Source organism: Pseudomonas sp. GL-B-12 (assembly GCF_019955895.1).
Lineage (GTDB): Bacteria > Pseudomonadota > Gammaproteobacteria > Pseudomonadales > Pseudomonadaceae > Aquipseudomonas.
In genome coordinates this window covers 167,889-194,214 of the sequence record NZ_JAHBCX010000044.1, presented here as the reverse complement: position 1 = coordinate 194,214, position 26,326 = coordinate 167,889, and the positions used below count along the sequence as shown (strand labels likewise).

General features: G+C 59.5%; 21 protein-coding genes. 8 read left to right on the top strand and 13 right to left on the bottom strand.

The genetic code is table 11. The features are described 5' to 3' along the window. Positions 1-634: 634 nt before the first annotated feature. The 4 genes from KGA85_RS23295 to KGA85_RS23280 are packed head-to-tail and all read right to left on the bottom strand — an operon-like array spanning position 635 to position 4,085. Positions 635-1,792: a betaine/proline/choline family ABC transporter ATP-binding protein gene (locus KGA85_RS23295; RefSeq protein ID WP_046043937.1), complete on the bottom strand. Its 1,158-nt coding sequence runs from the start codon at positions 1,790-1,792 to the stop codon at positions 635-637. After that, positions 1,789-2,442, bottom strand: coding sequence for an ABC transporter permease (locus tag KGA85_RS23290; RefSeq protein ID WP_223533527.1), 654 nt, complete (start codon positions 2,440-2,442; stop codon positions 1,789-1,791). The genes KGA85_RS23295 and KGA85_RS23290 overlap by 4 nt, the downstream gene beginning before the upstream one ends. A gap of 12 nt (positions 2,443-2,454) precedes the next feature. Further along, positions 2,455-3,348: a glycine betaine ABC transporter substrate-binding protein gene (locus KGA85_RS23285; protein WP_223454132.1), complete on the bottom strand. Its 894-nt coding sequence runs from the start codon at positions 3,346-3,348 to the stop codon at positions 2,455-2,457. A gap of 20 nt (positions 3,349-3,368) precedes the next feature. Further along, positions 3,369-4,085 (bottom strand): ABC transporter permease, encoded by a 717-nt coding sequence (locus KGA85_RS23280; protein ID WP_223454130.1) that lies wholly within the window; start codon positions 4,083-4,085, stop codon positions 3,369-3,371. A gap of 327 nt (positions 4,086-4,412) precedes the next feature. Here KGA85_RS23280 and KGA85_RS23275 point away from each other — a divergent pair, with 327 nt between their 5' ends. Together KGA85_RS23275 and KGA85_RS23270 are read left to right on the top strand one after the other, a co-directional pair. Further along, entirely contained in the window at positions 4,413-5,996 is a 1,584-nt protein-coding gene (locus KGA85_RS23275; protein WP_033040112.1) for a peptide chain release factor 3, read from the top strand. Between the two features lie 262 nt (positions 5,997-6,258). Beyond that, entirely contained in the window at positions 6,259-6,513 is a 255-nt protein-coding gene (locus KGA85_RS23270) for a hypothetical protein (RefSeq protein ID WP_223454129.1), read from the top strand. Between the two features lie 211 nt (positions 6,514-6,724). Here the strand turns inward: KGA85_RS23270 and KGA85_RS23265 are convergent, their stop codons facing one another. From KGA85_RS23265 to KGA85_RS23225, 9 genes are all read right to left on the bottom strand, one after another. After that, positions 6,725-7,705, bottom strand: coding sequence for a peptide ABC transporter ATP-binding protein (locus KGA85_RS23265; RefSeq protein WP_046043945.1), 981 nt, complete (start codon positions 7,703-7,705; stop codon positions 6,725-6,727). After that, positions 7,705-8,673: an ABC transporter ATP-binding protein gene (locus tag KGA85_RS23260; protein ID WP_057716450.1), complete on the bottom strand. Its 969-nt coding sequence runs from the start codon at positions 8,671-8,673 to the stop codon at positions 7,705-7,707. Before KGA85_RS23260 ends, KGA85_RS23265 begins: the two co-directional genes overlap by 1 nt. A gap of 10 nt (positions 8,674-8,683) precedes the next feature. Further along, the gene (locus KGA85_RS23255; RefSeq protein ID WP_223454127.1) at positions 8,684-9,595 is read right to left on the bottom strand and encodes an ABC transporter permease subunit; all 912 of its coding nucleotides are present in this window, start codon (positions 9,593-9,595) and stop codon (positions 8,684-8,686) included. A 10-nt stretch (positions 9,596-9,605) separates the two neighbouring features. Beyond that, positions 9,606-10,616 (bottom strand): ABC transporter permease subunit, encoded by a 1,011-nt coding sequence (locus tag KGA85_RS23250; protein ID WP_223454125.1) that lies wholly within the window; start codon positions 10,614-10,616, stop codon positions 9,606-9,608. Positions 10,617-10,688: 72 nt separating this feature from the next. Beyond that, on the bottom strand, positions 10,689-12,284 hold the full coding sequence (locus KGA85_RS23245) for an ABC transporter substrate-binding protein (RefSeq protein WP_223454123.1): 1,596 nt from the start codon (positions 12,282-12,284) through the stop codon (positions 10,689-10,691). 78 nt (positions 12,285-12,362) lie between these two features. Next, positions 12,363-13,796, bottom strand: a complete 1,434-nt coding sequence (locus KGA85_RS23240) for an OprD family porin (protein WP_223543393.1) — start codon at positions 13,794-13,796, stop codon at positions 12,363-12,365. Positions 13,797-13,969: 173 nt separating this feature from the next. Continuing rightward, a complete protein-coding gene (locus KGA85_RS23235; protein ID WP_223454120.1) occupies positions 13,970-15,571 on the bottom strand; it encodes an ABC transporter substrate-binding protein in 1,602 nt (533 codons plus the stop codon). A gap of 303 nt (positions 15,572-15,874) precedes the next feature. Further along, the gene (locus tag KGA85_RS23230; protein WP_223533526.1) at positions 15,875-17,500 is read right to left on the bottom strand and encodes an ABC transporter substrate-binding protein; all 1,626 of its coding nucleotides are present in this window, start codon (positions 17,498-17,500) and stop codon (positions 15,875-15,877) included. 471 nt (positions 17,501-17,971) lie between these two features. Next, positions 17,972-18,688: an SIMPL domain-containing protein gene (locus KGA85_RS23225; protein WP_223454116.1), complete on the bottom strand. Its 717-nt coding sequence runs from the start codon at positions 18,686-18,688 to the stop codon at positions 17,972-17,974. 251 nt (positions 18,689-18,939) lie between these two features. Between KGA85_RS23225 and KGA85_RS23220 the strand changes: the two genes are divergently transcribed. The 6 genes from KGA85_RS23220 to KGA85_RS23195 all read left to right on the top strand — a co-directional run bounded on the left by KGA85_RS23220 (position 18,940) and on the right by KGA85_RS23195 (position 26,230). Further along, positions 18,940-20,202 carry an ATP-binding protein gene (locus KGA85_RS23220; RefSeq protein WP_223454114.1) on the top strand — a complete coding sequence of 421 codons (1,263 nt, stop codon included), beginning with the start codon at positions 18,940-18,942 and terminating at the stop codon, positions 20,200-20,202. Next, positions 20,195-20,755: a response regulator transcription factor gene (locus KGA85_RS23215; protein WP_007981466.1), complete on the top strand. Its 561-nt coding sequence runs from the start codon at positions 20,195-20,197 to the stop codon at positions 20,753-20,755. The genes KGA85_RS23220 and KGA85_RS23215 overlap by 8 nt, the downstream gene beginning before the upstream one ends. A 97-nt stretch (positions 20,756-20,852) precedes the next feature. After that, on the top strand, positions 20,853-22,580 hold the full coding sequence (locus KGA85_RS23210) for an ABC transporter ATP-binding protein/permease (RefSeq protein WP_223454112.1): 1,728 nt from the start codon (positions 20,853-20,855) through the stop codon (positions 22,578-22,580). A 175-nt stretch (positions 22,581-22,755) separates the two neighbouring features. Then, positions 22,756-23,505 (top strand): FadR/GntR family transcriptional regulator, encoded by a 750-nt coding sequence (locus KGA85_RS23205; protein ID WP_008018739.1) that lies wholly within the window; start codon positions 22,756-22,758, stop codon positions 23,503-23,505. Between the two features lie 306 nt (positions 23,506-23,811). Beyond that, the gene (gene kdgD / locus KGA85_RS23200; RefSeq protein ID WP_007981458.1) at positions 23,812-24,723 is read left to right on the top strand and encodes a 5-dehydro-4-deoxyglucarate dehydratase; all 912 of its coding nucleotides are present in this window, start codon (positions 23,812-23,814) and stop codon (positions 24,721-24,723) included. Between the two features lie 61 nt (positions 24,724-24,784). Beyond that, positions 24,785-26,230, top strand: coding sequence for an aldehyde dehydrogenase family protein (locus KGA85_RS23195; RefSeq protein WP_223454109.1), 1,446 nt, complete (start codon positions 24,785-24,787; stop codon positions 26,228-26,230). Positions 26,231-26,326: the final 96 nt, after the last annotated feature.

Here is a 26,326-nt window from a genome sequence, read left to right as displayed (position 1 = left end):
TCATTGATGACACACCCTCCTGAACGTCCTCCGTATCCCCACTTTGGTTCGCCTACTTCCCAAGGCATGTCGCCGAAAGCAAAAAGGCCATGGGAAGTGCAGCTTTCCCTTGGCCTTGCTGTCTCGTCGTCAGTACTTGAGCCGGATGGATCGTTTCCAGCATGGACGTTCGGCGCGAACTTTAGGGCGTGAGGGGCTTGAGATCAACAAAAAATGTCGCGTTTTTGCACTCTTCTGACGCGCGTTACGAGCATCACTCTTTGTAACCGACACAGATGACAGTCGGATGTTCCCGAAGAATATTGAAGTGTTAAAAATACCTGCACGTTCGACGCTTTTGTGCGCCAAGTCGCTAGTAACTACGATAGCGTCAATATCGGCGACGTTGGCTGCGAAAAGGTAGGCTGAGGGGGGATTTGACTATTTCAGAGCGTGTTTCCGGATAGCTTTTACAGACGCTACTGTTGATATTTTTTTCCGGCCTGCGAATCACTGGAAAATCGCACAGAACCTGTGGGAGCGAGCCTGCTCGCGATGACATTTTCACAGCCGACATCGTCATTGACTGACATTTCGCCATCGCGAGCAGGCTCGCTCCTACAGGTTTTGTATTTTTACTGTGTGATATGAGCTGTCAGGCGACCACCGCCTCAGCAGGCGACACAATATTCGTCTTCATCCCGCGCGAACGACCGGAGCTCAAGTAAGCCGCAATCGACTCCTGCGTGACCTCGCCAAGAAACACCCGCTCGGCATCCATCACCGGCAGCCACGCCCGATTGAACTCGTACATGCGCGACAGCAGGATGCGCAAATGTTCGTCGTACGCCGCCGTGGCATTGAACTCGCGTTGGTACTGTGCGCAGGTGCCGGTCTGACGGTGCAGGTCACGACGTCGTACATAACCCAGGGCTTTATTCTCGGCACAAGTCACCACCACGTAGCGTCGGTCATGCTCGTCCATCAACTCCAGCGCTTCGGCCACCGGGGTATGCGGGCTGACGGAGGGCGCGTTGTCCGCCGCATCTTCAGCTTTCACCAACAGCAGACGCTTGAGCGTGCTGTCCTGGCCGACGAAGTTGCTGACAAACTCATCCGCCGGATGCGCGAGCAGAGTGTCCGGGTGATCGATCTGCAATAGCTTGCCGGCGCGGAAGATCGCGATCTTGTCGCCGAGCTTGATCGCCTCGTCGATGTCATGGCTGACCATGATCACGGTCTTGTTCAGCGCCCGCTGCATTTCGAAGAATTCGTTCTGGATCATCTCGCGGTTGATCGGGTCGACCGCACCGAAGGGTTCGTCCATCAGCAACAGCGGCGCATCGGCGGCCAGTGCGCGAATCACGCCGATCCGCTGTTGTTGGCCACCGGACAATTCTCGTGGATAACGATGCAGATACTGCTTGGGTTCGAGCTTGATCATGCTCATCAACTCGCGGGCGCGGTCGTGGCATTTCTGCTTGTCCCAGCCGAGCAGTTTCGGCACCACCACGATGTTCTCCTCGATGGTCATGTTCGGGAACAGACCGATCTGCTGGATCACGTAGCCGATGTTGCGACGCAGGGTCACTTCGTCGAGGCCGGTGGTGTCTTCGCCATTGATCAGGATCTTGCCCGAGGTCGGTTTGATCAGGCGGTTGATCATTTTCAGCGTGGTGCTTTTGCCGCAACCCGATGGCCCGAGGAACACGCAGATTTCGCCTTCATTGACGGTCAGGCTTACCGAGTCCACGGCTTTCACATCTTTGCCGTTGCTTTGGAAGGTCTTGCTGAGGTTTTGAAGTTCGATCATTTGAGCAGTCCTTTTGGAGTCAGCGAACGTTGCAGCCATTGCAGAAGCAGGTCAGCGAAGATGGCCAGCACACTGACCAGCACAGCGCCGACAATCAGCATCGACATGTCGCTGCGGCTGATGGAAGCGAGGATGAGTACGCCCAGGCCACCGGCGCCGATGGTGGCGGCGATGGTCATGACGCCGATGTTCATCACCACGGCGGTGCGCACACCGGCGAGGATCACCGGCACGGCGATGGGCAACTCGACCATGCGCAGGCGCTGACCGAAGGTCATGCCGATGCCGCGCGCGGCTTCGCGGATGCCCGGCTCGACGCTGGTCAGGGCCAGGTAGGTGTTACGCATGATCGGCAGCAGCGAATAAAGGAACACGGCCGTGATCGCCGGCATTGGCCCCAGGCCCTGGCCGAACTTGGAATAGAACGGTAGCAGCAAGCCGAACAGGGCAATCGACGGTACGGTCAGCAGCACCGTGGCGCTGGCTTGCAACGGACCGGCGAGGCTCGGAAAACGTGTCATCAGAATGCCCAGCGGCACGCCAACCAGAATCGCCAGGGTCACGGCGACACCGACCAGCGTGATGTGCTGCCAGGTCAAGTGAAGCACTTGTGCCCAGTCGGGATGGGAAAAGGCGTTGAGAAAATTCATAACGTCTGCTCCTCAGTTCAACGGATGCTGGCGCAGGAAATCTGCGGCAACGGATGAAGGGCTTTGGTGATCGACATCAACCCGCGCGTTGAGCTGGCGCATGGTTTCGTCGTCGAACAGGTCCGCCAATGGTTTGAGCTGTTCGGCGAGTTTCGGATGGGCATCGAGGTAGGCCTGGCGGACAACTGGCGCGGCGGTGTAGTCGGGGAAGTAGTGCTTGTCGTCTTCCAGCAACTTGAGCTTGAACGCGCTCAAGCGTCCGTCAGTGGTGTAGACCAGACCCGCAAATACCTGGCCGTTGCGCAGGGCGGTGTAGACGAGGCCGGCGTCCATCTGCCGGATGTTTTTACGGGTCAGGTCCATGTCGTAGCGCTTGACCATGCCAGCCAGACCGTCGGAGCGGTTGGCAAACTCGGTGTCCAGCGCCACCAGCGGATTGTCCTTGGCCTCGGCGCGCAATGTGCGATTGAGGTCGCTGATGGTGTGGACCTGCGGGTACTCGGCGGCGATGTTCGCCGGCAGCGCCAGCGCGTAGGTGTTGCTGAACTTCGACGGCGAGAGCCAGGTCAGGCCTTTCTTCGCGTCCAGCTCGGTGACCCGTGCCAATGACTGCTGGCTGTCGAGTTTTTCCGTGACGTGGTTGTAGGAAACCAGCGATACGCCGGTGTACTCCCAGACCATGTCCAGTTGCCCGCTTTCCTGGGCACTGCGGGCCAGGTTGCTGCCTAATCCACCGGTGACCTGAGCGTCGTAACCTTTGCTACGCAGGTATTGGGCGGTGATCTCCGCCAGCAGGGTCTGTTCTGTGAACACCCGGGCGCCGATGCGGATCAAGGGTTTGTCAGCGGCTTGGGCAAATCCTGCGAACAGCAGGACGCAGCCTAGTAAAAAGCTTGATGTTTTCATGATGATTCCTTTGCCGAGGCTTAAGACGGGCGCAAGCCGCGTTCGAGCCAGAGGCGACTGCCGAGTGTGACCACGCCGTCCAGCAACAAGGCCAGCAACGCGGTGCACGCAGCACCGAGCAGTAGCTGCGGCTGATTGTTCAGGGCAATGCCGGGGAATATCAGGCTGCCGAGACTGTTGGCGCCGATCAGGAACGCCAGCGGCGCCGTTCCGACGTTGATGGCCAATGCCACGCGCACACCACCGATGATGATCGGCACCGCGTTGGGCAACTCGACTTTCCGCAGCACCTGGAGCGGGGTCATGCCGATGCCGACGGCGGCTTCCTTGAGCGAACCCTGAACGTTTTTCAGGCCTTCATAGGTATTGCGCACGATGGGCAGTAGCGAGGCGAGGAACAGGGCGAAGATGGCCGGGCCGCTGCCAATGCCGAGGATACCGAGGGCTATGGCCAGAACGGCGAGGGGCGGAACGGTGTTGCCGATGTTGAAGAACTGCATGAAGCGTTCGGCGCGCCCGACCATGGACGGGCGGCTGAGGAGAATACCGGCAGGAATGCCCACGACAAGGGCGGCCAGCATGGAAGCGAGGACGAGAACCAGATGAGCTTGCAGGTAAAACAACAAATCGTCGCGGTAGTGTTCGATCGTGTTGATGCCGATCCATTGGATCAGCAGGGCCAGAAGGGCGAATACCAGCGCGCCTCCTATCAGCCCTTTGCCATAGTGGATAGCCACAGGCGGACTCCTTTTTTCAGTCGGCGAACACTTTTTCGTGTGGCAACGCCTTGCTTGGCTGCCGAAAAAATGTCGCGATAAGCAGCTCGAACAGGCCGGCAAAGCAGCGTGCAATCGAGCCATGAGCACAGCCTCGTCAGGCCGAATTGCAGGTGTTTCAGGCCCCCGACGAGTGGTCGTAACGGGGGAGTGGACGTCTCCGTGCTTTAAAATGTTCCCATCTGCGGCAGCATTTGGCCACCCCTAATATGCTCAACGGTTCGGTTCTTGGATCAACTTGGGCTATAATCTGCGCCCTTTTTTGAATCACCTGCCAGGCGATTTCCCATGACCAAACAGGCCGCCGAAGTCGCGAAACGCCGCACTTTCGCCATTATCTCCCACCCCGATGCCGGTAAGACCACCATCACCGAGAAGCTCTTGCTGATGGGCAAGGCGATTGCGGTAGCCGGTACGGTGAAATCTCGTAAATCCGATCGCCATGCCACCTCCGACTGGATGGAAATGGAAAAGCAGCGTGGTATCTCCATTACCACGTCGGTCATGCAGTTCCCGTATCGCGAACACATGATCAACCTGCTCGACACCCCGGGCCACGAAGACTTCTCCGAAGATACCTACCGCACCCTGACGGCGGTGGACTCGGCGTTGATGGTGCTCGACGGCGGTAAAGGTGTAGAGCCACGGACCATCGCCCTGATGGACGTCTGCCGTCTGCGTGACACGCCGATCGTCAGCTTCATCAACAAACTCGACCGTGACATCCGCGACCCGATCGAACTGCTCGACGAAATCGAAGCCGTCCTCAAGATCAAGGCCGCGCCGATCACCTGGCCGATTGGTTGCTACCGTGACTTCAAAGGCGTGTATCACCTCGCCGATGACTACATCATCGTGTACACCGCCGGTCACGGCCACGAGCGCACCGAAACCAAGATCATCGAGAAGCTCGACTCCGATGAAGCGCGCGCCCACCTGGGCGACGAGTACGAGCGCTTCATCGAGCAGCTGGAACTGGTGCAGGGCGCCTGTCACGAGTTCAACCAGCAGGAGTTCCTCGACGGTCAACTGACCCCGGTGTTCTTCGGTACGGCACTGGGCAACTTCGGTGTCGACCACGTCCTCGACGCCGTGGTCGATTGGGCTCCGCGCCCACTGGCACGCGTGGCCAACGAGCGCACCGTGGAGCCGGTGGAAGAGAAGTTCTCGGGCTTCATCTTCAAGATCCAGGCGAACATGGACCCGAAACACCGCGACCGTATCGCCTTCATGCGTATCTGCTCCGGCAAGTACGAGAAAGGCATGAAGATGCGCCACGTGCGCACCGGCAAGGACGTGCGTATCGGCGACGCGCTGACCTTCTTCTCCTCCGAACGTGAGCAACTGGAAGAAGCCTTCGCTGGCGACATCATCGGTCTGCACAACCACGGCACCATCCAGATCGGCGACACCTTCACCGAAGGCGAAGTCCTGGGCTTCACCGGTATCCCGCATTTCGCCCCGGAACTGTTCCGCCGCGTACGCCTGAAGGATCCGCTGAAATCCAAGCAACTGCGTCAGGGCCTGCAACAGCTCGCCGAAGAAGGCGCGACCCAGGTGTTCTTCCCGGAGCGCAGCAACGACATCATCCTCGGCGCCGTCGGTGTGCTGCAGTTCGATGTGGTCGCCAGCCGTTTGAAAGAGGAATACAAGGTCGAGTGCTCCTACGAGCCGATCACTGTTTACTCGGCACGCTGGATCGAATGCAGTGACAAGAAGAAGCTTGAGGAATTCTCCAACAAGGCTGTGGAAAACCTGGCACTGGACGGCGGTGGTCACCTGACCTACCTGGCACCTACGCGGGTCAACCTGGCCCTGATGGAAGAGCGCTGGCCGGACGTGAAATTCCGTGCTACCCGTGAGCATCATTAAGCGTTGAGTTGAAATACCCAAAACCCCGTTTGCGAAAGCAGCGGGGTTTTTTATTGCCTGGCGCGTTCTCCTGTGGGAGCAAGCTCGCTCCCACAGGGTTCTTCGGTGTTAGCTGAAACGGGAATAGCCCCTATTCCAAACCAATCTCCCAACCCACTGCATTTTCCCCCGCTCGACAGCGTCCAATCTGGAGAACCCGGCTGATCGGAACTAGATTTGACTCAGCGCCAGACAGGCACTCAACGAAAGGAAGGAATCGGCTATGAACAGGTTGTTTCGCGTTTTACTGCTGTTGAAGGTGTTGGTGATGCTCTCGCTCGGGACTTCGATGGCGTGGGCCGAGTGCACCAACCACGGTGAGCAGGCTTCGAGCGGGCAGGCGGGTTATGCGGGGCTGATGCTCGCCAAGTCCGAATCGGAACCGGGAGATCAGGGGCAGGGTGGTGCTGACAACGACGATGACTCGACCACCGACGAGCCGGACTCCGATGAGGAAGAGGGCGACAGCCAGACGTAGTCGCTCGATGGCGGGCAAAAGAAAACCCCTTCTACCTGACTGATGCGCAATCGAGGCGGAAGGGGTCGGGTTAACGCATCAGGATTTTGAGCAACTCAATCCCTGTGGGAGCGGGCTTGCTCGCGAAGGCGTCATTCCAGTCAACATCAATGTCGACTGACAGATCGCTTTCGTCGGAACGCCGCCCGGAGCAAGCCCGCTTCCACATTTTTTATGCCGCGCCGTCGAGGAATTGCTCGGCGTAGTGGCAAGCCACCTGGCGGCCAGCGAGCAGGCGCAGGGCCGGCTCTTCAGTGCTGCAACGCTCGGTGGCATATGGGCAGCGCTTGTGGAAGGCGCAGCCGGACGGTGGGTTCAGCGGGTTGGGCAATTCGCCGACGATCTTGATTTTCGGCTTGTTCGGATCCGGGTGGATGGCCGGCGTCGCCGACAGCAGCGCCTGGGTGTAGGGGTGCAGAGGACGGGAGTAAATGTCCTCTTTCGTGCCCATTTCCACCGGGCGACCGAGGTACATCACCATCACATGGTCGGCAACGTGGCGTACCACCGCCAGGTTGTGGGAGATGAACACGTAGGCGGTGTTGAACTCTTGCTGCAAATCCATGAACAGGTTGAGCACCTGCGCCTGAATCGACACGTCCAGCGCCGAGGTCGGTTCGTCCGCCACCAGCACTTTCGGTTGCAGCATCATCGCCCGGGCCAGGGCGATCCGCTGGCGCTGACCGCCGGAGAACATGTGCGGATAACGCTGGTAGTGCTCGGGCCGCAAGCCCACCTGCTTCATCATCGCCTGGACTTTCTCGCGACGTTCCGCGGCGCTCAGGTTGGTGTTGATCAGCAACGGCTCGGCGAGCTGATCACCGACTTTCTGCCGTGGGTTCAGCGAGGCGTACGGGCTCTGGAACACCATCTGCACGTCTTTGCGCAGTTGTTTGCGCTGGGCCTTGTCGGCGCCGGCAACTTCCTGCCCGGCGATTTTCAAGGAGCCGGAGGACGGCTCTTCGATCAGGGTCAGGGCACGGGCCAGGGTGGATTTGCCGCAACCCGACTCGCCGACGACAGCGAGGGTCTTGCCGGCTTCCAGTTCGAACGACACGCCGTTGAGGGCGCGCACGGTGGCGTGACCCTTGAACAGGCCACGGGACACCTCGTAGTGACGGGTCAGGTCGCGGGCGGTAAGAACGACGGCCATTACGCCACCTCCTGGTTCAGCGGGTAGAAGCAGCGAGCGAGGCTGTTGCTTTTCTGGTCAAGGGCCGGACGTTGTTGACGGCAGTTGTCTTTCACGTACGGGCAGCGCGGCGACAGCAGGCAACCCTGCGGACGGTCGTAGCGACCGGGAACGATGCCCGGCAGGGTCGACAGGCGCGAGGCGCCCAGGCTGTGTTCCGGAATCGCCTTGAGCAGCGCTTCGCTGTACGGGTGCGCCGGGATGTCGAACAGTTGCGGCACCTGACCGACTTCGACCGCTTGGCCTGCGTACATCACGCACACGCGCTGGGCGGTTTCGGCCACGACGGCGAGGTCGTGGGTGATCAGCACCAGGCCCATGTTCTGCTCTTTCTGCAATGCCAGCAGCAGATCCATGATCTGCGCCTGGATGGTTACGTCCAGTGCGGTGGTCGGTTCGTCGGCGATCAGCAGTTTCGGTTCACCAGCAATCGCCATGGCAATCGCGACACGCTGGCTCATACCGCCGGACAGTTGATGCGGGTAGGCGTCCATACGGCTGGCGGCACCCGGGATCTCAACTTTTTCCAGCAGTTCGATGGCGCGCTTGCGGGCCGCCTTGCCGGACATTTTCAGGTGCAGGCGCAGCACTTCTTCGATCTGGAAGCCAACGGTGTAGCTCGGGTTCAGCGCGGTCATCGGATCCTGGAAAACCATGGACAGGTCTTTACCGACGATCTGCCGACGCTGGCGATTGTTGAGCTTGAGCATGTTCTTGCCGTCGAAATTCAGGGCGTCAGCAGTGACGATCCCCGGATGCTCGATCAGGCCCATCAGCGCCATCATGGTCACGGACTTGCCGGAACCCGATTCGCCAACGATGGCCAGCACTTCGCCCTTGTCCACTTGCAGGTCGAGGCCATCGACCACTGGCGTGGCGTTTTTGTCGCCGAAGCGAACGTTGAGATTCTTGATTTCTAACAGTGACATGGGAATCTCCTCAGGCGGCGTTCTTGAGTTTCGGGTCCAGCGCGTCGCGCAGGCCGTCACCCATCAAGTTGATTGCCAGCACGCTGAGCAAAATGGTCAAACCAGGCAGGCTCACGACCCACCAGGCGCGTTCGATGTAGTCGCGAGCCGAAGCCAGCATGGTGCCCCACTCAGGGGTTGGCGGTTGTACGCCAAGGCCGAGGAAGCCCAGTGCGGCGGCATCGAGGATCGCCGAAGAGAAGCTCAGGGTGGCCTGAACGATCAGCGGCGCCATGCAGTTAGGCAGCACGGTAACGAACATCAGGCGCCATAGGCCGGCACCGGCCAGGCGCGCGGCGGTCACGTAGTCGCGGTTCAGCTCGCCCATCACCGCAGCGCGGGTCAGACGAACATAGGACGGCAACGAAACCACGGCGATGGCAATGATGGTGTTGATCAGGCCAGGGCCGAGGATGGCGACAATCGCCACGGCCAGCAGCAGCGACGGCAGGGCCAGCATGATGTCCATCAGACGCATGATGGTCGGGCCGAGAATCCGCGGGTAGAACCCGGCGAACAGGCCCAGGAGAATCCCCGGGATCAGCGACATCACCACCGACGACAAACCGATCAGCAACGACAGGCGCGAACCATTGATCAGACGCGACAGCAGGTCGCGGCCCAGTTCATCGGTGCCGAGCAGGAACTGCAACTGTCCACCTTCCAGCCAGGCTGGCGGGGTCAGCAGGAAATCGCGGTACTGCTCGCTCGGGTCGTGGGGGGCAACCCACGGGGCGAAGATCGCGCAGAAAATCACCAGCAGCATGAACATCAGGCCGGCGACGGCACCTTTGTTCTTGGAGAACGCTTGCCAGAATTCTTTGTACGGTGACGGGTACAGCAGGCTTTGATCGACTGCTACCGATGGAATTGGAGTGGTCATGTTCATGATCTCAGCGCTGATGACGGATGCGTGGGTTGGCAAAGCCGTAGAGGATGTCCACTACGAAGTTGACCACAATCACCAGGCAGGCGATTAACAGGATGCCGTTTTGCACGACGGGGTAATCCCGGGCGCCAATGGCTTCGATCAGCCATTTGCCGATGCCCGGCCACGAGAAGATGGTTTCGGTCAGGACCGCACCGGCCAACAATGTGCCGACTTGCAGGCCAACCACGGTCAGTACCGGAATCAACGCGTTACGCAGACCGTGCACGAACACCACGCGCGACGGCGACAGGCCCTTGGCCTTGGCGGTGCGGATGTAGTCCTCGCGCAGTACTTCGAGCATCGACGAACGGGTCATCCGCGCGATCACCGCCAGCGGGATGGTACCCAGCACGATGGCCGGCAGGATCAGATGGTGCAGGGCGTCGAAGAAGGCGTCCGGCTCGCCGGCCAGCAGGGTGTCAATCAGCATGAAGCCGGTGCGTGGCTCGATGTCGTAGAGCAGGTCGATGCGCCCGGAAACCGGGGTCCAGCCCAGGCTCACCGAGAAGAACATGATCAGGATCAGGCCCCACCAGAAGATCGGCATCGAGTATCCCGCCAGGGAGACACCCATCACCCCATGGTCGAACAGGGATCCTCGCTTGAGTGCCGCGATCACTCCGGCCAAGAGGCCCAGGACACCGGCGAACAACAGCGCGGCCGAGGACAGTTCCAGGGTCGCGGGGAATAGGGAGGTGAACTCGCTCCACACGCTTTCACGGGTTCGCAGGGATTCACCGAGATCGCCGTGGGCCAGTTTGCCGATGTAATCCAGGTACTGGGCATACAGGGGTTTGTTCAGACCTAGGCGTTCCATTGCCTGAGCGTGCATTTCCGGGTCGACTCTGCGTTCGCCCATCATGACTTCCACGGGGTCGCCAGGGATCATGCGAATCAACGCGAAAGTCAGCAAGGTGATGCCGAAAAACGTGGGGATCAGTAACCCCAGTCGGCGGGCAATAAAACTAAACATCGTGTGTTGTACCTCATCAGCCGGTTAGGCGTGCCCGGCATGCCTGGGTCAGGAATGCCGGGAGTTTTCTTATTACTTCACCTGGGTGGTGGCGAAGTTATTGGTGGTGAGTGGGCTAATGTTGTAGCCCTCTACGTTGTTGCGCATTGCGGTAAACATTCTAGTGTGTGCCATGCTGATCCACGGCTGGTCCTGGTTAAAAATAACCTGGGCCTGTTCGTAGAGCGCTGCGCGCTCGGCCGGGTCGGTTTTTTCGCGAGCCTGGTCGATCAGGGCCTGGAACTTGTCATTGCACCAGCGTGCGTAGTTTTCGCCGTTCTTGGCCGCCTCACAACTGAGCATAGGCGTCAGGAAGTTATCCGGATCGCCGTTATCGCCCGCCCATCCGGCGGAAACCATGTCGTGCTCGCCGTTTTTCGCGCGCTTGAGCATTTCGCCCCATTCCATCACGCGAATGTCGATCTTGATCCCGACCTTGGCCAGGTCGGCCTGCATCATCTGCGCGCCGAGCATCGGGTTCGGGTTGGTCGGACCGCCACCATTACGGGTGAACAGGGTGAAGGTGGTGCCTTCCGGTACGCCGGCTTCCTTGAGCAGGGCGCGAGCCTTGTCCAGGTCATGGGTCGGGTTCTTCAGGCTGTGGTTGTAGCCCAGCAGGGTGTCCGGGTACGGATTGACCGCAGCGGTTGCATTGCCTTTACCGAACAACGCATTGACGTATGCCTCTTTGTCGAAGGCGATGTCGATGGCTTTGCGCACCCGCACGTCACTCATGTACTTGTGGGTGGTGTTCATGGCGATGTACGAAACGGTCATCGCGTTTAGTTCATCGACTTTCAGCTTGTCGTCTTTCTTGATGCTCGGAATGTCATCCGGTTTCGGATACAGCGCGACCTGGCATTCGTTGGCCTTCAACTTCTGCAGGCGCACGTTGTTGTCGGTGGCGATGGCCAGGATCAGCGAGTCTGCCGGTGGCTTGCCACGGAAGTACTCCGGGTTGGCCTTGAAGCGAACCTGGGCGTCCTTGTTGTAGCGCTGGAAGACGAACGGACCGGTGCCAACTGGCTTGTTGTTGAGGTCGGCGGTCTTGTTGGTCTTGAGCAGCTGGTCGGCATACTCGGCGGAATAGATCGAGGAGAACGCCATGGCGATGTCGGCCAGGAACGGTGCTTCGCGACGGGTCAGGGTGAACTTGACCGTGTTGTCATCGACTTTCTCGACGCTCTTGAGCAGTTCCTTGAAGCCCATGCTTTCAAAGTACGGGAAGCCCACGCTCGACAGTTTGTGCCATGGATGATTCGGGTCCAGTTGGCGCTGGAAGCTCCAGACCACGTCGTCGGCATTCATGTCGCGGGTCGGCTTGAAGTAGTCGGTGGTGTGGAACTTGACGCCTTTACGCAGATGGAACGTGTAGCTCAGGCCGTCTTCGCTGATGTCCCAGGAGTCGGCCAGTGCCGGAATCACGTCGGTGGTACCGGGCTTGAAGTCTGCCAGGCGATTGAAGATGGTTTCGGCCACGGCATCGGCGGTGACTGCAGTCGTGTACTGGACCATGTCGAAGCCTTCAGGGCTGGCTTCCGTGCAAACCACCAGGGGTTTGGCCGAAACGCCGACAGCGACACTGAGCAACGCGGCCGCGATGGCCGCACGTAGGGGAAGCATTTTCATCAAGAACCCTCTGCAATCAGTTAAAGGACAAAAGTCTAACGGCCGATTCGTCATTGAATCAGCCGTCAGGCGCGCGCATTACAGGATGTTGAACGGAACCGTGGTCACGAGACGGAACTCGTTGATGCTGCCGTCAGCCTGGTTTTCGCTGGCACGGTGAGCGGTGTAGGTGCCGCGGATCGTGGTGGCCTTGAGCGGGCCGCTCTGCACGGCGTAGGTCGCGCCGATGCCGTATTCATAGTGGTGTTCGCCATCCTGGGACTGGATGCCGTCGTAACCCTTGCCTGCCACGCCGCCGTTGCCGGTGTAGTGAGTACCGTCGATACCCCAGCCGCGAGCCTGGTAGATGTTGAACTTCAGGCCTGGCACGCCGTATTCGGCCATGTTCAGACCGTAGGCAACCTGGAACGATTTTTCGTTCGGGCCGTTGAAGTCCGACAGCAGGGAGTTGGCCAGGTAGATGCCGTTGGTTTCGTGCAGGTAGTCGAAGTACTCGTTACCGTTCACTTCCTGGTACGAGAAGGTCAGGGTGTGGGCTTGGTGGGTCAGGCCGAACGACAGCGAGTAGGTGTCGTTGTCGATATCGCCGATCAGGGCTTTACCGGTTTCCTTGGTTTTGTAGTAGTTCAGGCCGGTGGTCAGGCTCAGTACCTGGCTATCGCCCAGTACGTGGGAGGCGCCGAAGTAGTACTGGTTCCAGATGTCTTCAGCCTGGGTCGCCCAGAGGCTGGTGGTCAGGCTGGCGAGCGGGGTGTAAGTGATACCGCCGGTGTAGACGTGGTCGGTTTCGACGATGCCGTTGGCGTATTCGGTGCGGAATTTGCGCTGGCTTTCTTCGGTACGCGGTGAGTTGCGGTCGAAGGTGGCCAGGTCGAAGGCCAGGTTGTTCAGCTCTTCGCTGTGGATGGCCACGCCCTGGAAGCTCGAAGGCAGCGCACGGTTACCGATCACGTCGACCATCGGGCTGCTGAAGTTCATGCGGCCGGCGGTCAGGGTGCTGTTGGAGATACGGGCCTTGACGTTGGCCAGGCCCAGTTTGCTCCACTGGCCTTGAGCGTCGCCGCCTTCCTTGGTCAGGGTACGGTTGTTGCCCGCGCCTGGACGAGAGCCCGGCGCGCCACCGTTGTTGGACGCCAGGTCTTTGCGGTCCCGGTCCAGGGCAACGGCGTTGTAGGCGGCGACTTCAGTACTGAAACCGACAGTGCCTTCGGTGAAGCCCGAGTTGTACTTGAGGATGGTGCCCTGGACCCAGTTGATCCGGCGATCGGTCGGGGTCGAAACGCCGTCCTTCTTGTAGGCGAACTTGGCGCCGCGTTGCAATTGCTCGTTGGCATACCAGTTACGCGTGGTGCCGGTGATCGACTGGCCTTCGACAAAGCCGGTGGCTTCGCTTTGGGCGCTTTTCTCGTTCACGGTAACCGGGGTGAAAGCCTGGCTTTGGGTTTCTGCGTAAGCCGTGGCGGTTACGCTGCTTATGGCCAAGGCCAATAACGCGGTGCTGCTCAGTTTCATGGGTAAAGCTCCTTACTTTCTTTTTTTATGCCGGTCTTTTTTTGTGATCCGGCTATTGGTTTAGAACTCATTCACGGCATCGCAAACGTTTGCTGTCAGCCAAATTGGCAAAAGACGGCAAAGCGTCTGCGTGAGGGCGGAAAATCCGCCCCCCGGCATTTCTGGCTAATCGGTTATTTTTCTATGCTGACACCCGAGAAAACGTTGCGACCGAACGGGCTCACTTTGAACCCTTCGATTTTGGCGCTCAGCGGCTGGTTGACCGTTGAGTGGGCGACGGGCGTGATCGGCACTTGCTGCTTGAGCAACTGCTGCGCCTGTTTGTAGAGCAGGGTGCGCTGGTCGCGGTCGGTGACGACCTTGGCCTGCTTGATCAGCTTGTCGTAAGCCGGATCACACCACATCGAGTAGTTGTTACCGCCAATGGCATCGCAGCTGTAGAGGGTGCCCAGCCAGTTGTCCGGGTCCCCGTTGTCACCGGTCCAGCCGATCAGGCTGATGTCGTGCTCGCCATTCTTGGTGCGCTTGATGTACTCGCCCCACTCATAGCTGACGATCTTGACCTTGAGGCCGATTTTCGCCCAGTCAGCCTGGAGCATCTCGGCCATCAACTTGGCGTTGGGGTTGTACGGACGCTGGACCGGCATGGCCCAGAGGGTGATTTCAGTGCCTTCCTTGACGCCGGCAGCCTTGAGCAGCTCCTTGGCTTTTTCCGGGTTGTAGGCGGCGTCCTTGATCGTGTCGTCGTAGGACCATTGCGTCGGCGGCATGGCGTTGACCGCCAGTTGCCCCGCGCCCTGGTAGACGGCATTGAGAATGCCTTGCTTGTTCACTGCCATGTCCAGCGCCTGGCGCACTTCGAGCTGGTCGAACGGTTTGTGGCGCACGTTGTAGGCGATGTAGCCGAGGTTGAAACCAGGCTTCTCGATCAGTTGCAGGGCCGGGTCGTTCTTCAGTGCGGTCACATCGGCAGGGCGCGGGTGCAAGGTGATCTGGCACTCGCCGGCCTTGAGTTTCTGCACGCGTACCGAGGCGTCGGTGTTGATGGCGAAAATCAGGTTGTCGAGCTTGACCCGGCTCGGGTCCCAGTAATGCTTGTTACCGGTGTAACGGATGTTCGAGTCTTTCTGGTAGCTCTTGAACACGAACGGCCCGGTGCCGATCGGCTTCTGGTTGATGTCGCTCGGCTTGCCTTCGGCCAGCAGCTTGTCGGCGTATTCGGCCGAAAGGATGGCGGCGAAGCTCATGGCGATGTTCTGGATGAACGCGGCGTCCACGCTATTGAGCGTAAAGACCACGGTCAGCGGCCCGGTCTTTTCGACCTTGGCGATGTTCTTGTTCAGGCTCATCCCGTTGAAGTACGGAAATTCTGTCGGATAAGCCTTACGGAAAGGTTGTTGCGGGTCGAGCATGCGATTGAAGGTGAACAGCACGTCATCGGCGTTGAAGTCGCGGGTCGGTGTGAAGTACTTGGTGGTATGAAACTTCACCCCTTCGCGCAGGTGAAAGGTGTATTTGAGGCCGTCCTCGGAAATATCCCAGCTCGTGGCCAGGCCCGGTACGACGTTGGTCGCACCTTTTTCAAACTCTGCCAACCGGTTGTACAGCGGCTCGGCAGCGTCGTTGTCGGTCGCAGTGGTGTACTGCGCCGTGTCGAAACCGGCGGGACTGCCTTCGGAGCAGAACACCAGGCTGTTGTTGGCGGCCTGGCTGATGGAAGTGGCAGCCAATAGGCCGGTGCCCAGCAATGCGGATAAAACCAAGGTATGGCGCATAACGCTCCCTTTTCTCTCAAAGTGTTGTCAATGAGCCGCCGTCCCGTACGCAGACGTAGAGGCATCACTGATTTCAAGCCACGCACGCAGCAGTAACCGATGACCCACGCATGCACTGGTCGGATCCCGACGGTATGAGCCACGGGTCCGGCAGTAAATGCGTAGAGTCCTAAAGACTCGTAGGAAATGGCAACGCGTCCTCGCCCGATGCTGTAGTCAGCTGCGGATTTGGATGTAGGCGAATTCCTGCTTTCTCGGTAGATAAAGCAACGGCGACGTCAGAAACGTCGCCGTTGCAAAACCTTATTTGCTGACGCTGACGCCGTAGAAGGAGTTCAAGCCAAATGGGCTGATCTTGAAGTCCTGCACGTTGGCGCGCATGGGTTGGAACACCGTCGAGTGAGCGATAGGTGTCATCGGCACAGCATCCTTGAGGACGTGTTGCGCCTGCTTGTACAGTTCGGTGCGTTTGCCTTGGTCCGAAGTGCGCTTGGCTTGCTTGACGATGTCGTCAAACTTCTTGTCGCACCATTTGGAGAAGTTGTTGCCTTCCAGCGAGTCGCAGCCGAACAGCACGTTCAGCCAGTTGTCCGGATCACCATTGTCGCCGCTCCAGCCAATCAGCATCGCCTGGTTCTCGCCACCTTTGGAGCGCTTGATGTACTCGCCCCACTCGTAGCTCTGGATCTTGACCTTGAGGCCGATCTTGGACCAGTCGGACTGCAGCATTTCTGCCATCAGTTTGGCGTTCGGGTTGTATGGACGCTGTACCGGCATCGCCCACAGAACGATCTCGGTGCCCTCTTTCACGCCGGCTTCCTTGAGCAGCTCTTTGGCTTTCTCAGGGTTGTACGGCGCATCCTTGATGGTGGTGTCGTAGGACCACTGGGTCGGCGGCATGGCGTTGACGGCCAGTTGACCGGCGCCCTGGTACACGGAGTCGATGATCTGTTGCTTGTTGACCGCCATGTCCATTGCCTGACGCACCTTCAGGTCGGCCAACGGGTTCGCATCCGTTTGCCCCTTGACCTTGGGCATCACGTTGTAGGCGATGTAGCCCAGGTTGAAACCGGCCTGGTCAGGCAGTTTCAGGTCCTTGTCTTCCTTGAGCGCCTTCAGGTCGGCCGGACGAGGGAACAGGGTGACCTGGCACTCGTTCTTCTTCAGCTTCTGGATACGTACCGACGGGTCGGTGGTGATGGCGAAGATCAGGTTGTCGATCTTCACGTCGTCAGGCTTCCAGTAGTCCTTGTTCCCGGTGTAGCGGATGTTGGAGTCTTTCTGGTAGCTCTTGAACACGAACGGGCCGGTGCCGATCGGCTTCTGGTTGATGTCGGCGGTCTTGCCTTCCTTGAGCAGCTGGGCAGCGTACTCGGCGGACTGGATCGAGGCGAAGCTCATGGCCATGTTCTGGATGAACGCGGCATCAACGTCTTTGAGGGTGAACTTGACCGTGTGGTCGTCGACTTTATCGATCTTGGTGATGTTGGTATCCATCCCCATGTCGGTGAAGTACGGGAATTCGGTCGGGTACGCTTTGCGGAACGGGTCATCCTTGTTAATCATGCGATTAAAGGTGAACAGCACGTCGTCGGCGTTGAACTCACGAGTCGGCTTGAAATACGGGGTGGTGTGGAACTTGACGCCTTCACGCAGGTGGAAGGTGTAGTTCAGGCCGTCATCGGAGATGTCCCACTTGGTCGCCAGCCCAGGAATAACGGCGGTGCCGCCGCGCTCGAACTGGGTGAGGCGGTTGAACATGGTTTCTGCTGAGGCGTCGAAGTCGGTTCCGGTGGTGTATTGACCTGGATCGAAACCGGCCGGGCTCCCTTCGGAGCAGAACACCAGGTTAGTCGCTGCTTGGGCGAACGGTGCGCTGGCTAGCAAGCTTGCGCCAACTAAAAACGGAATGACCGCGTGTTTAAGCATGGTGGCCTCATGATTTGTTGTCATTTTTGGAATTAGAGGACGACCTCGTGAGTCGTGCCTGCGGATACTTATGCAGGGGCCATACCCAATGCAAGATCCAGAGTGACTACAAGCCTTAAACGGTGGTACGAACGTACCTTAATGTCGCATTTGTATAAATTCTGCCGCATTTAACCGTTTGCGCGGCATTTTTACGGTGCAAACGACGCACTTTCACGGTGCGTCCTGAGCGCTGGGTGCTCCCGATCAGGGCGGGGTGTTACTTATTTATACCCCGTTTTGTGCGGTGGGTATGGCGTGAATAAGAGTGGTTATTGTTGCACCGATAGTGGCCAATCAATCTCAGTTGCACCCGGTGCAACTGCCGGCTTTTCCCGGTGGACTCTCCAGTTATAGCTCATGCCTGAAAACTACCCAAAAAAAACGGCGATCATCTGAGTGATCGCCGTTTTTTGTTCAGGGCCTATCGACTCAAGGCATCAGCACTTCAATCGAGCCATCCGCGGTCATGCTGACCTGGCTGGTGCCGGCTTCGATATCCGGCGTCACCGGTGCGCTGTCCATGGCGGCGGCTTTCATCATCATCGGCGCGCGCAGGTAAGGTTGTGGATAACCGTTGCTGTTGAGGTTCAGGTTGACGATTTTGTAGCTCTTGCCGCCAAGGGCGTCGGTGGCCAGTTGGGCGCGGGCCTTGAAGGCGGTCACGGCGTCCTTGAGCAGGGCGTCTTCGCTGGCCTTGCGGGTCGGGGTGGCGATGGCGAAGTCCATGCCGCCCATTTTCAGGTCGGTGAGCAGTTCGCCGGTCAGCTTCGACAGCACGGCGAAGTCCGAGCTTTCCAGGCGCAATTCGGCACGCTCGCGCCAGCCGGTGATTTTCTGGCCCTTGGTGTCGTAGATCGGGTAGCTGTTGCGGCTGCCCTGACGCAGGGTGATGTCCTTGACTTGCTTGGCCCGGGCCAGCGCCTTGTTCATGGTGGTGCTGACGTCGGCGGCGAGTTTGGCCGGGTCGCTGTTCTGTTCTTCGGTGTAGAGGGTCACGATCATCAGGTCGCGGGCCACTTCCTGATTGACTTCAGCGCGCAGGGAAATCTGGTTGTAATGAAGCTCGTCGGCGGCCAGGGCCGGGAGGCTGGCGACGGTGCCAACACTCAGGGCGAGGAGGGCGGCGCTGCGGCGGAATGTGTGCATGAAGGCTCCTTGAAAGGTGCGCAGGGGTATGGTCCGGGCCTGCGTGAAACCATCAGACTCTATGGAGCAGCGGCAAGTTTCAAGCTGCAAGCTACAAGCTACAAGCTACAAGCTACAAGCTTTTATCTTGTGGCTTGCAGCTTGAAACTTGTAGCTGCTTCTCTGTGTCCTTTTGCCGCACTTTTGCCTGTCAGCCCCCGCGCTTGGTTATACTCCCTGCGATCCGCCTGGAGCGCTCATCAGGAGAGCTCATGCTCGCCCCCGTTCAAATCACTTCCGCCACTCGCCAGAACCTCTGGCGGCTGACGTTCATCCGCACGTTGGTGCTGGCCGCCCAGGCCGGTTCCGTTGGCCTGGCCTACTGGCTCGAATTGCTGCCGCTGCCCTGGTTTCAACTGGCTGCGACCCTCGGTTGTTCAATGCTGCTGTGCGTGTTCACGGCCATTCGCCTGCGCACCTCGTGGCCGGTGACCGAGCTTGAATACGCCGTGCAACTGGCCTGCGACCTGTTTATCCACAGTGCCTTGCTGTATTTCTCCGGTGGTTCGACCAACCCCTTCGTCTCCTATTACCTGGTACCGCTGACCATTGCCGCAGTGACGTTGCCATGGCGTTATTCGGTGATCCTGTCGGGTATCGCACTGACGATGTACACGCTGTTGCTGGCGCAGTTCTATCCGCTGCAAACCTTCCCGATCGCTCGGGAAAACCTGCAGGTCTACGGGATGTGGTTGAGCTTCGCCCTTGCCGCCGCAGTGATCACCTTCTTCGCCGCACGCATGGCCGAAGAGCTGCGTCGCCAGGAAGAGTTGCGCGCCATTCGTCGCGAAGAAGGCCTGCGCGATCAGCAACTGCTGGCCGTCGCCACCCAGGCCGCCGGTGCGGCCCATGAGCTGGGCACGCCGCTGGCGACCATGAGTGTGCTACTCAAGGAAATGCGCCAGGATCATCATGATCCGATGTTGCAGGACGACCTGAGCGTGCTGCAGGATCAGGTCAAACTGTGCAAGCAAACCTTGCAGCAACTGGTGCGCGCCGCCGAGGCCAATCGCCGGTTGGCGGTGGAGATGCAGGACGTCACCGATTGGCTTGATGAAGCCCTCAATCGCTGGCACCTGATGCGCCCGGAAGCCAGTTATCGCTTCCAGCGCCTTGGCCAGGGCGCAGTACCGCGCATGGCGCCGCCGCCAGACCTGACCCAGGCTTTGCTGAATCTGTTGAACAACGCTGCCGATGCCTGCCCCGAAGGGCTGCAAGTGACGCTGGACTGGGATTGGGAAAACCTCACCATCAGCATTCGTGACCATGGCGCCGGTGTGCCGCTGGCCATCGCCGAGCAAATCGGCAAGCCGTTTTTTACCACCAAGGGCAAAGGCTTCGGCCTGGGCCTGTTTTTGAGCAAGGCCAGCGTGACACGCGCCGGCGGCTCAGTGAAACTCTACAGTCATGAGGAAGGCGGCACGCTCACCGAGCTGCGCCTGCCCCGTGTCGCCCGAGGAGACGAACATGAGTGAAGAGATCCAAGTCGAAGGCGAGGAACTGCCGCATTTGTTGCTGGTCGATGACGACGCCACATTCACCCGCGTCATGGCCCGCGCCATGGCTCGCCGCGGTTTTCGCGTCAGCACCGCCAGTTCCGCCGAGGAAGGCCTGGAGCTGGCCAAGGCCGATCTGCCGGATTACGCCGCCCTGGACCTGAAGATGGACGGCGACTCCGGCCTGGTGCTGCTGCCCAAGTTGCTGGAAATGGACCCGGAAATGCGCGTGGTGATCCTCACCGGTTATTCGAGCATTGCCACCGCGGTCGAGGCGATCAAGCGCGGTGCCTGCAACTACCTGTGCAAGCCGGCGGACGCCGACGACGTGCTGGCGGCGCTGCTGTCCGAACACGCCGACCTCGACAGCCTGGTACCGGAAAACCCGATGTCCGTGGACCGCCTGCAGTGGGAGCACATCCAGCGTGTGTTGACCGAGCATGAAGGCAACATCTCCGCCACGGCCCGAGCCCTGGGCATGCACCGCCGCACCCTGCAGCGCAAACTGCAGAAGCGTCCCGTTCGCCGCTGAACCTGCGCTGAACGAATGCGGGCCGTATCTCACGACAAACCGAACCGATCATCTATGATCGGTTCGTGCGTGTACTTTTCTCTATCGAGCCTTATCCATGAATCAGAACGCTGAGTATTCCGCGGTCAACGACGCCGTGCGCGGGCAGTTTTTTCGCAAAGTGTGGGCGATGATCACGCCTTACTGGCGCAGTGAAGAGAAGGTCAAGGCCTGGACGCTGCTGATCGCGGTGATTGCGCTGTCGCTGATCAGCGTGGGGATCTCGGTGTGGTTCAACACCTGGTACAAGGACTTCTACAACGCCCTGCAAAAGAAGGACGAGGCAGCGTTCTGGCAACTGATCCTGTACTTCTGCGCGATTGCGGCGGTGGCGATCGTCGGCGCGGTGTACCGTCTGTACCTGACGCAGATGCTGACGATCCGCTGGCGGGCGTGGCTTACTGAAAAGCACTTTGCACGCTGGCTCGCCGACAAGAATTACTACCAGCTGGAGCAGGGCGGTTACACCGATAACCCGGACCAGCGGATTTCCGAAGACCTCAATAACTTCACCTCCAACACCCTTGAGCTGGGTATCGGGCTGCTGCGCAATATCGTCAGCCTGGTGTCGTTCTCGATCATTCTGTGGGGCGTGTCGGGCAGCATTGAAGTCTTCGGCATCACCATTCCCGGCTACATGTTCTGGTGCGTGCTGGTTTACGCGGTGGTAGGCAGCTGGTTGACGCATTTGATCGGTCGTCGCCTGATCGGCCTGAACAACCAGCAACAACGCTTCGAAGCCGACCTGCGTTTCTCCATGGTGCGGATTCGTGAAAATGCCGAAAGCATCGCGTTGTACAACGGCGAACCGAACGAAAATCGTCGGTTGAGCGGCCGCTTCGGGATGGTCTGGCATAACTTCTGGGACATCATGAAGGTGTCCAAGCGCCTGACGTTCTTCACCGCCGGTTACAGCCAGGCCGCCATCATCTTCCCCTTCATGGTTGCCGCGCCGCGTTACCTTTCCGGCAAGATCGAACTGGGCGAGCTGATGCAAATCAGCTCGGCATTCGGCAATGTGCAGGAAAGCTTCAGCTGGTTTATCAGTGCGTACCAGAGCCTCGCTTCCTGGCGCGCCACCTGCGATCGTCTGCTGAGTTTCCATCAGGCCATGCGCGACAACGAAGAGCGTGCGCCGGCCATCGACGTACAGAATTCGGGCTCGATGCTGAAGGTGCACAACCTCGGCCTCGACCTGGCTGAAGGTCGTCACCTGCTGACCAACGCCGACATGACCGTGAAGGAGGGCGAGCGTGTGATGCTCAGCGGTCGCTCCGGCAGCGGCAAGTCGACCCTGCTGCGGGCGATGGGGCATCTGTGGCCGGCCGGTCACGGCAGCATTCGCCTGCCATCGGCGCGCTACCTGTTCCTGCCGCAAAAACCGTATTTGCCGATTGGCACCCTGCGCGATGTCCTGAGTTATCCACAGCCCGGCGATACCTATCCGAACGAGCGCTACGCGCAGGTGCTGGAAACCTGCCGCTTGCCACACCTGATTGCCCGTCTCGACGAAGCCAACCACTGGCAGCGCATGTTGTCGCCGGGTGAGCAGCAGCGCCTGGCCTTTGCCCGTGCGCTGCTTTATGCACCGCAATGGCTGTATATGGACGAAGCGACCTCGGCGATGGACGAAGAGGATGAAGCGTCGTTGTACCAGGCGCTGATCGATGAGTTGCCGGGGCTGAGCATTGTCAGCGTCGGCCATCGCAGCAGCCTGAAGCGCTTCCACCCGCGGCACATTCGTATCGAGAATGGCCATCTGGTGGACCAGGCTGTGACTGCATAAACACCACAAATCCCAATGTGGGAGCGGGCTTGCTCGCGATGCGGAGTGTCAGACATTTAAATATTGAATGTCGTACCGCTATCGCGAGCAGGCTCGCTCCTACAAGGTGATCGTACAACCGCGTTGCGCTATGATGCGCTTTCAGCCGCCGAATTTTTCGAGACAGATGTTCACCATGGAAAACCCGAACGACGCACCACGCCTCCCACGCAAGCGCCGCAGCCTCGCTCAGGAACTGGTGACGGTGCTGTCCGAGCAGATCCGCGACGGCCATCTCAAGCGTGGCGACAAGTTGCCCACCGAGTCGGCCATCATGGATGCCCATGGCGTCAGCCGCACGGTGGTGCGCGAGGCGATTTCCCGTTTGCAGGCGGCAGGGCAAGTGGAAACCCGCCACGGTATCGGCACCTTCGTGCTCGACACGCCGAGCCCGAGCGGTTTCCGAATCGACCCGGCGACCGTGGTGACCTTGCGCGATGTGCTGGCGATCCTGGAATTGCGCATCAGTCTGGAAGTGGAGTCCGCTGGGCTGGCGGCGCAACGTCGCAGCCCGGAACAGTTGGCCAACATGCGCGCCGCCCTCGATGCGTTGAATGAAAGTGCCGCTCACGCCAGTGACGCCGTGGCTTCGGACTTCGCCTTTCACCTCGAAATCGCGCTGTCTACCGGTAATCGCTATTTCACCGACATCATGACCCACCTGGGCACCAGCATCATTCCGCGCACACGGCTGAACTCCGCGCGCCTGGCCCATGACGACCAGCAGCACTACATGAGTCGCCTGAGCCGTGAGCACGAAGAAATCTACGACGCCATTGCCCGTCAGGATTCCGATGCGGCGCGGGCCGCCATGCGTTTGCACCTGACCAACAGCCGTGAGCGGTTGCGTCATGCCCATGAAGAGGCTGAGGCGCAGCGGGGGTAAGTAATCTGCCCTTGTCCTCCATCGTCTGACCTACCGCTATCGCGAGCCATAAAACAAATCCAGTAGCTTTCCCGCATCTTCCGACAACGTATCTCTCAATCGACCGTTTATCACGGTGCTCGCAACTGTCCTTCCCTCGTGGAAACCCGCTAAAACTCAGGCCAACAGCCTTTCTTGTCGAACAATTTTCACCCCCGGCGATGAAATGCAGTTGACGGTTGTATTTTAAGTTGTACGATAACCTACAACTTCAGCGCGGGCTGAACGGTTTTCTCACACAACGTCGCTATCCAGGGTGTTCGAATAATGAATCCACAAGAACTGAAGTCCATCCTCTCAGCCGGTCTGCTGTCTTTCCCGGTCACCGATTTCAATGCTCAGGGCGACTTCAATCGCGCGGGTTACATCAAGCGTCTCGAATGGCTGGCCCCATACGGCGCCTCGGCGCTGTTCGCCGCGGGCGGCACCGGTGAGTTCTTCTCTCTGGCGGCCAGTGAATATTCGGAAATCATCAAGACTGCGGTCGACACTTGCGCCACCAGCGTGCCAATCCTGGCCGGTGTGGGCGGTTCGACCCGCCAGGCCATCGAATACGCTCAGGAAGCCGAGCGTCTGGGCGCCAAAGGCCTGTTGCTGCTGCCGCACTACCTGACCGAAGCCAGCCAGGACGGCGTTGCCGCCCACGTTGAAGCCGTGTGCAAATCGGTCAACATCGGCGTGGTGGTCTACAACCGTAACGTCTGCCGCCTGACCGCGCCGCTGCTGGAACGTCTGGCCGAGCGCTGCCCGAACCTGATCGGCTACAAGGATGGCCTGGGTGATATCGAGTTGATGGTGTCGATCCGCCGCCGCCTCGGTGATCGCTTCAGCTACCTGGGTGGCTTGCCGACCGCCGAAGTCTACGCCGCGGCCTACAAGGCACTGGGCGTGCCGGTCTACTCCTCGGCGGTGTTCAACTTCATTCCGAAAACCGCGATGGATTTCTACCACGCCATCGCTCGTGAAGATCACGCCACCGTCGGCAAAATCATTGACGACTTCTTCCTGCCGTACCTGGACATCCGTAACCGCAAGGCCGGATATGCCGTGAGCATCGTCAAGGCCGGGGCAAAAATTGCCGGCTACGACGCAGGTCCTGTGCGTGCACCGCTGACCGATCTGACCGGCGAGGAGTATGAAATGCTCGCTGCGTTGATCGACAAGCAGGGTGCGCAGTAACACATCCGATTAAGTAAGGCCGCTGAGCAATCAGCGGCCTTTTGCGTGAGGAGATCTTCAAGTGGCTGATTCAAAGCGTTTCGATAACTACATCAACGGCGAATGGGTTGCCGGTGGCGACTATTCGACCAACATCAACCCGTCCGAACTGAGCGACGCCATCGGCGACTACGCCAAGGCTGATCTGGTTCAGGTCCGCGCCGCCATCGACGCCGCCCGTGCCGCGTTCCCGGCCTGGTCCACTTCCGGCATTCAGGCGCGTCACGATTCCCTGGACAAAGTCGGTACTGAGATCCTCGCCCGTCGCGAAGAGCTCGGCACCCTGCTGGCCCGGGAAGAGGGCAAGACCCTGCCTGAAGCCATCGGCGAAGTGACCCGCGCCGGTAATATCTTCAAGTTCTTCGCCGGCGAATGCCTGCGCCTGTCCGGCGACTACCTGCCGTCGGTGCGTCCGGGCGTCAACGTTGAGGTCACTCGCGAAGCTCTGGGTGTGGTCGGTCTGATCACCCCGTGGAACTTCCCGATTGCCATTCCTGCGTGGAAAATCGCTCCGGCCCTGGCCTACGGCAACTGCGTCGTGCTTAAACCCGCGGACCTGGTTCCGGGTTGCGCCTGGGCCCTGGCCGAAATCATCTCCCGCGCAGGCTTCCCGGCCGGTGTGTTCAACCTGGTGATGGGCAGCGGTCGTGTGGTTGGCGATGCACTGGTCCACAGCCCGAAAGTCGACGGCATCAGCTTCACCGGTTCCGTGGGCGTGGGTCGTCAGATCGCCGTCAGCTGCGTATCGCGCCAGGCCAAGGTCCAGCTGGAAATGGGCGGCAAGAACCCGCAGATCATTCTCGACGACGCCGACCTCAAGCAAGCGGTCGAGCTGTCGGTACAGAGCGCGTTCTACTCCACCGGCCAGCGTTGCACCGCTTCCAGCCGCTTTATCGTCACCGCTGGCATCCACGACCAGTTCGTCGAAGCCATGGCCGAGCGTATGAAGTCGATCAGGGTCGGCCATGCATTGAAGGCGGGTACCGATATCGGGCCGGTGGTCTCGCAAGCGCAGCTTGAGCAGGACATGAAGTACATCGATATCGGCCAGTCCGAAGGTGCGCGTCTGGTCAGCGGCGGTGGTCTGGTGACGTGCGACACCGAGGGTTACTTCCTTGCGCCAACCCTGTTTGCCGACAGCGAAGCTTCGATGCGCATCAGCCAGGAAGAGATCTTCGGCCCGGTGGCCAACATCGTCCGCGTAGCCGATTACGAAGCCGCGCTGGCCATGGCCAACGACACCGAGTTCGGGCTGTCGGCGGGCATTGCCACCACCTCGCTGAAGTACGCCAACCATTTCAAACGCCACTCCCAGGCCGGGATGGTGATGGTCAACCTGCCGACCGCCGGTGTGGACTACCACGTTCCGTTCGGTGGGCGTAAAGGTTCATCCTATGGATCACGTGAGCAAGGTCGCTATGCGCAAGAGTTTTACACGGTCGTAAAAACTGCCTACATCGGATCGTAACCCCGCTGCACCCGCGCAAGGCCCTTGCCTAAGGCCTTGCGCGGCATATGAATCTTGAATGTTTTACCCGCATAAAAATAATCAGTGGGAGTACAT

Coding starts and splice junctions, on each gene's coding strand:
- KGA85_RS23295 (WP_046043937.1), bottom strand. CDS start 1,792: ATGATCGAACTTCAAAACCTCAGCAAGACCTTCCAAAGCAACGGCAAA.
- KGA85_RS23290 (WP_223533527.1), bottom strand. CDS start 2,442: ATGAATTTTCTCAACGCCTTTTCCCATCCCGACTGGGCACAAGTGCTT.
- KGA85_RS23285 (WP_223454132.1), bottom strand. CDS start 3,348: ATGAAAACATCAAGCTTTTTACTAGGCTGCGTCCTGCTGTTCGCAGGA.
- KGA85_RS23275 (WP_033040112.1), top strand. CDS start 4,413: ATGACCAAACAGGCCGCCGAAGTCGCGAAACGCCGCACTTTCGCCATT.
- KGA85_RS23270 (WP_223454129.1), top strand. CDS start 6,259: ATGAACAGGTTGTTTCGCGTTTTACTGCTGTTGAAGGTGTTGGTGATG.
- KGA85_RS23265 (WP_046043945.1), bottom strand. CDS start 7,705: ATGGCCGTCGTTCTTACCGCCCGCGACCTGACCCGTCACTACGAGGTG.
- KGA85_RS23260 (WP_057716450.1), bottom strand. CDS start 8,673: ATGTCACTGTTAGAAATCAAGAATCTCAACGTTCGCTTCGGCGACAAA.
- KGA85_RS23255 (WP_223454127.1), bottom strand. CDS start 9,595: ATGACCACTCCAATTCCATCGGTAGCAGTCGATCAAAGCCTGCTGTAC.
- KGA85_RS23250 (WP_223454125.1), bottom strand. CDS start 10,616: ATGTTTAGTTTTATTGCCCGCCGACTGGGGTTACTGATCCCCACGTTT.
- KGA85_RS23245 (WP_223454123.1), bottom strand. CDS start 12,284: ATGAAAATGCTTCCCCTACGTGCGGCCATCGCGGCCGCGTTGCTCAGT.
- KGA85_RS23240 (WP_223543393.1), bottom strand. CDS start 13,796: ATGAAACTGAGCAGCACCGCGTTATTGGCCTTGGCCATAAGCAGCGTA.
- KGA85_RS23235 (WP_223454120.1), bottom strand. CDS start 15,571: ATGCGCCATACCTTGGTTTTATCCGCATTGCTGGGCACCGGCCTATTG.
- KGA85_RS23230 (WP_223533526.1), bottom strand. CDS start 17,500: ATGCTTAAACACGCGGTCATTCCGTTTTTAGTTGGCGCAAGCTTGCTA.
- KGA85_RS23225 (WP_223454116.1), bottom strand. CDS start 18,688: ATGCACACATTCCGCCGCAGCGCCGCCCTCCTCGCCCTGAGTGTTGGC.
- KGA85_RS23220 (WP_223454114.1), top strand. CDS start 18,940: ATGCTCGCCCCCGTTCAAATCACTTCCGCCACTCGCCAGAACCTCTGG.
- KGA85_RS23215 (WP_007981466.1), top strand. CDS start 20,195: ATGAGTGAAGAGATCCAAGTCGAAGGCGAGGAACTGCCGCATTTGTTG.
- KGA85_RS23210 (WP_223454112.1), top strand. CDS start 20,853: ATGAATCAGAACGCTGAGTATTCCGCGGTCAACGACGCCGTGCGCGGG.
- KGA85_RS23205 (WP_008018739.1), top strand. CDS start 22,756: ATGGAAAACCCGAACGACGCACCACGCCTCCCACGCAAGCGCCGCAGC.
- kdgD (WP_007981458.1), top strand. CDS start 23,812: ATGAATCCACAAGAACTGAAGTCCATCCTCTCAGCCGGTCTGCTGTCT.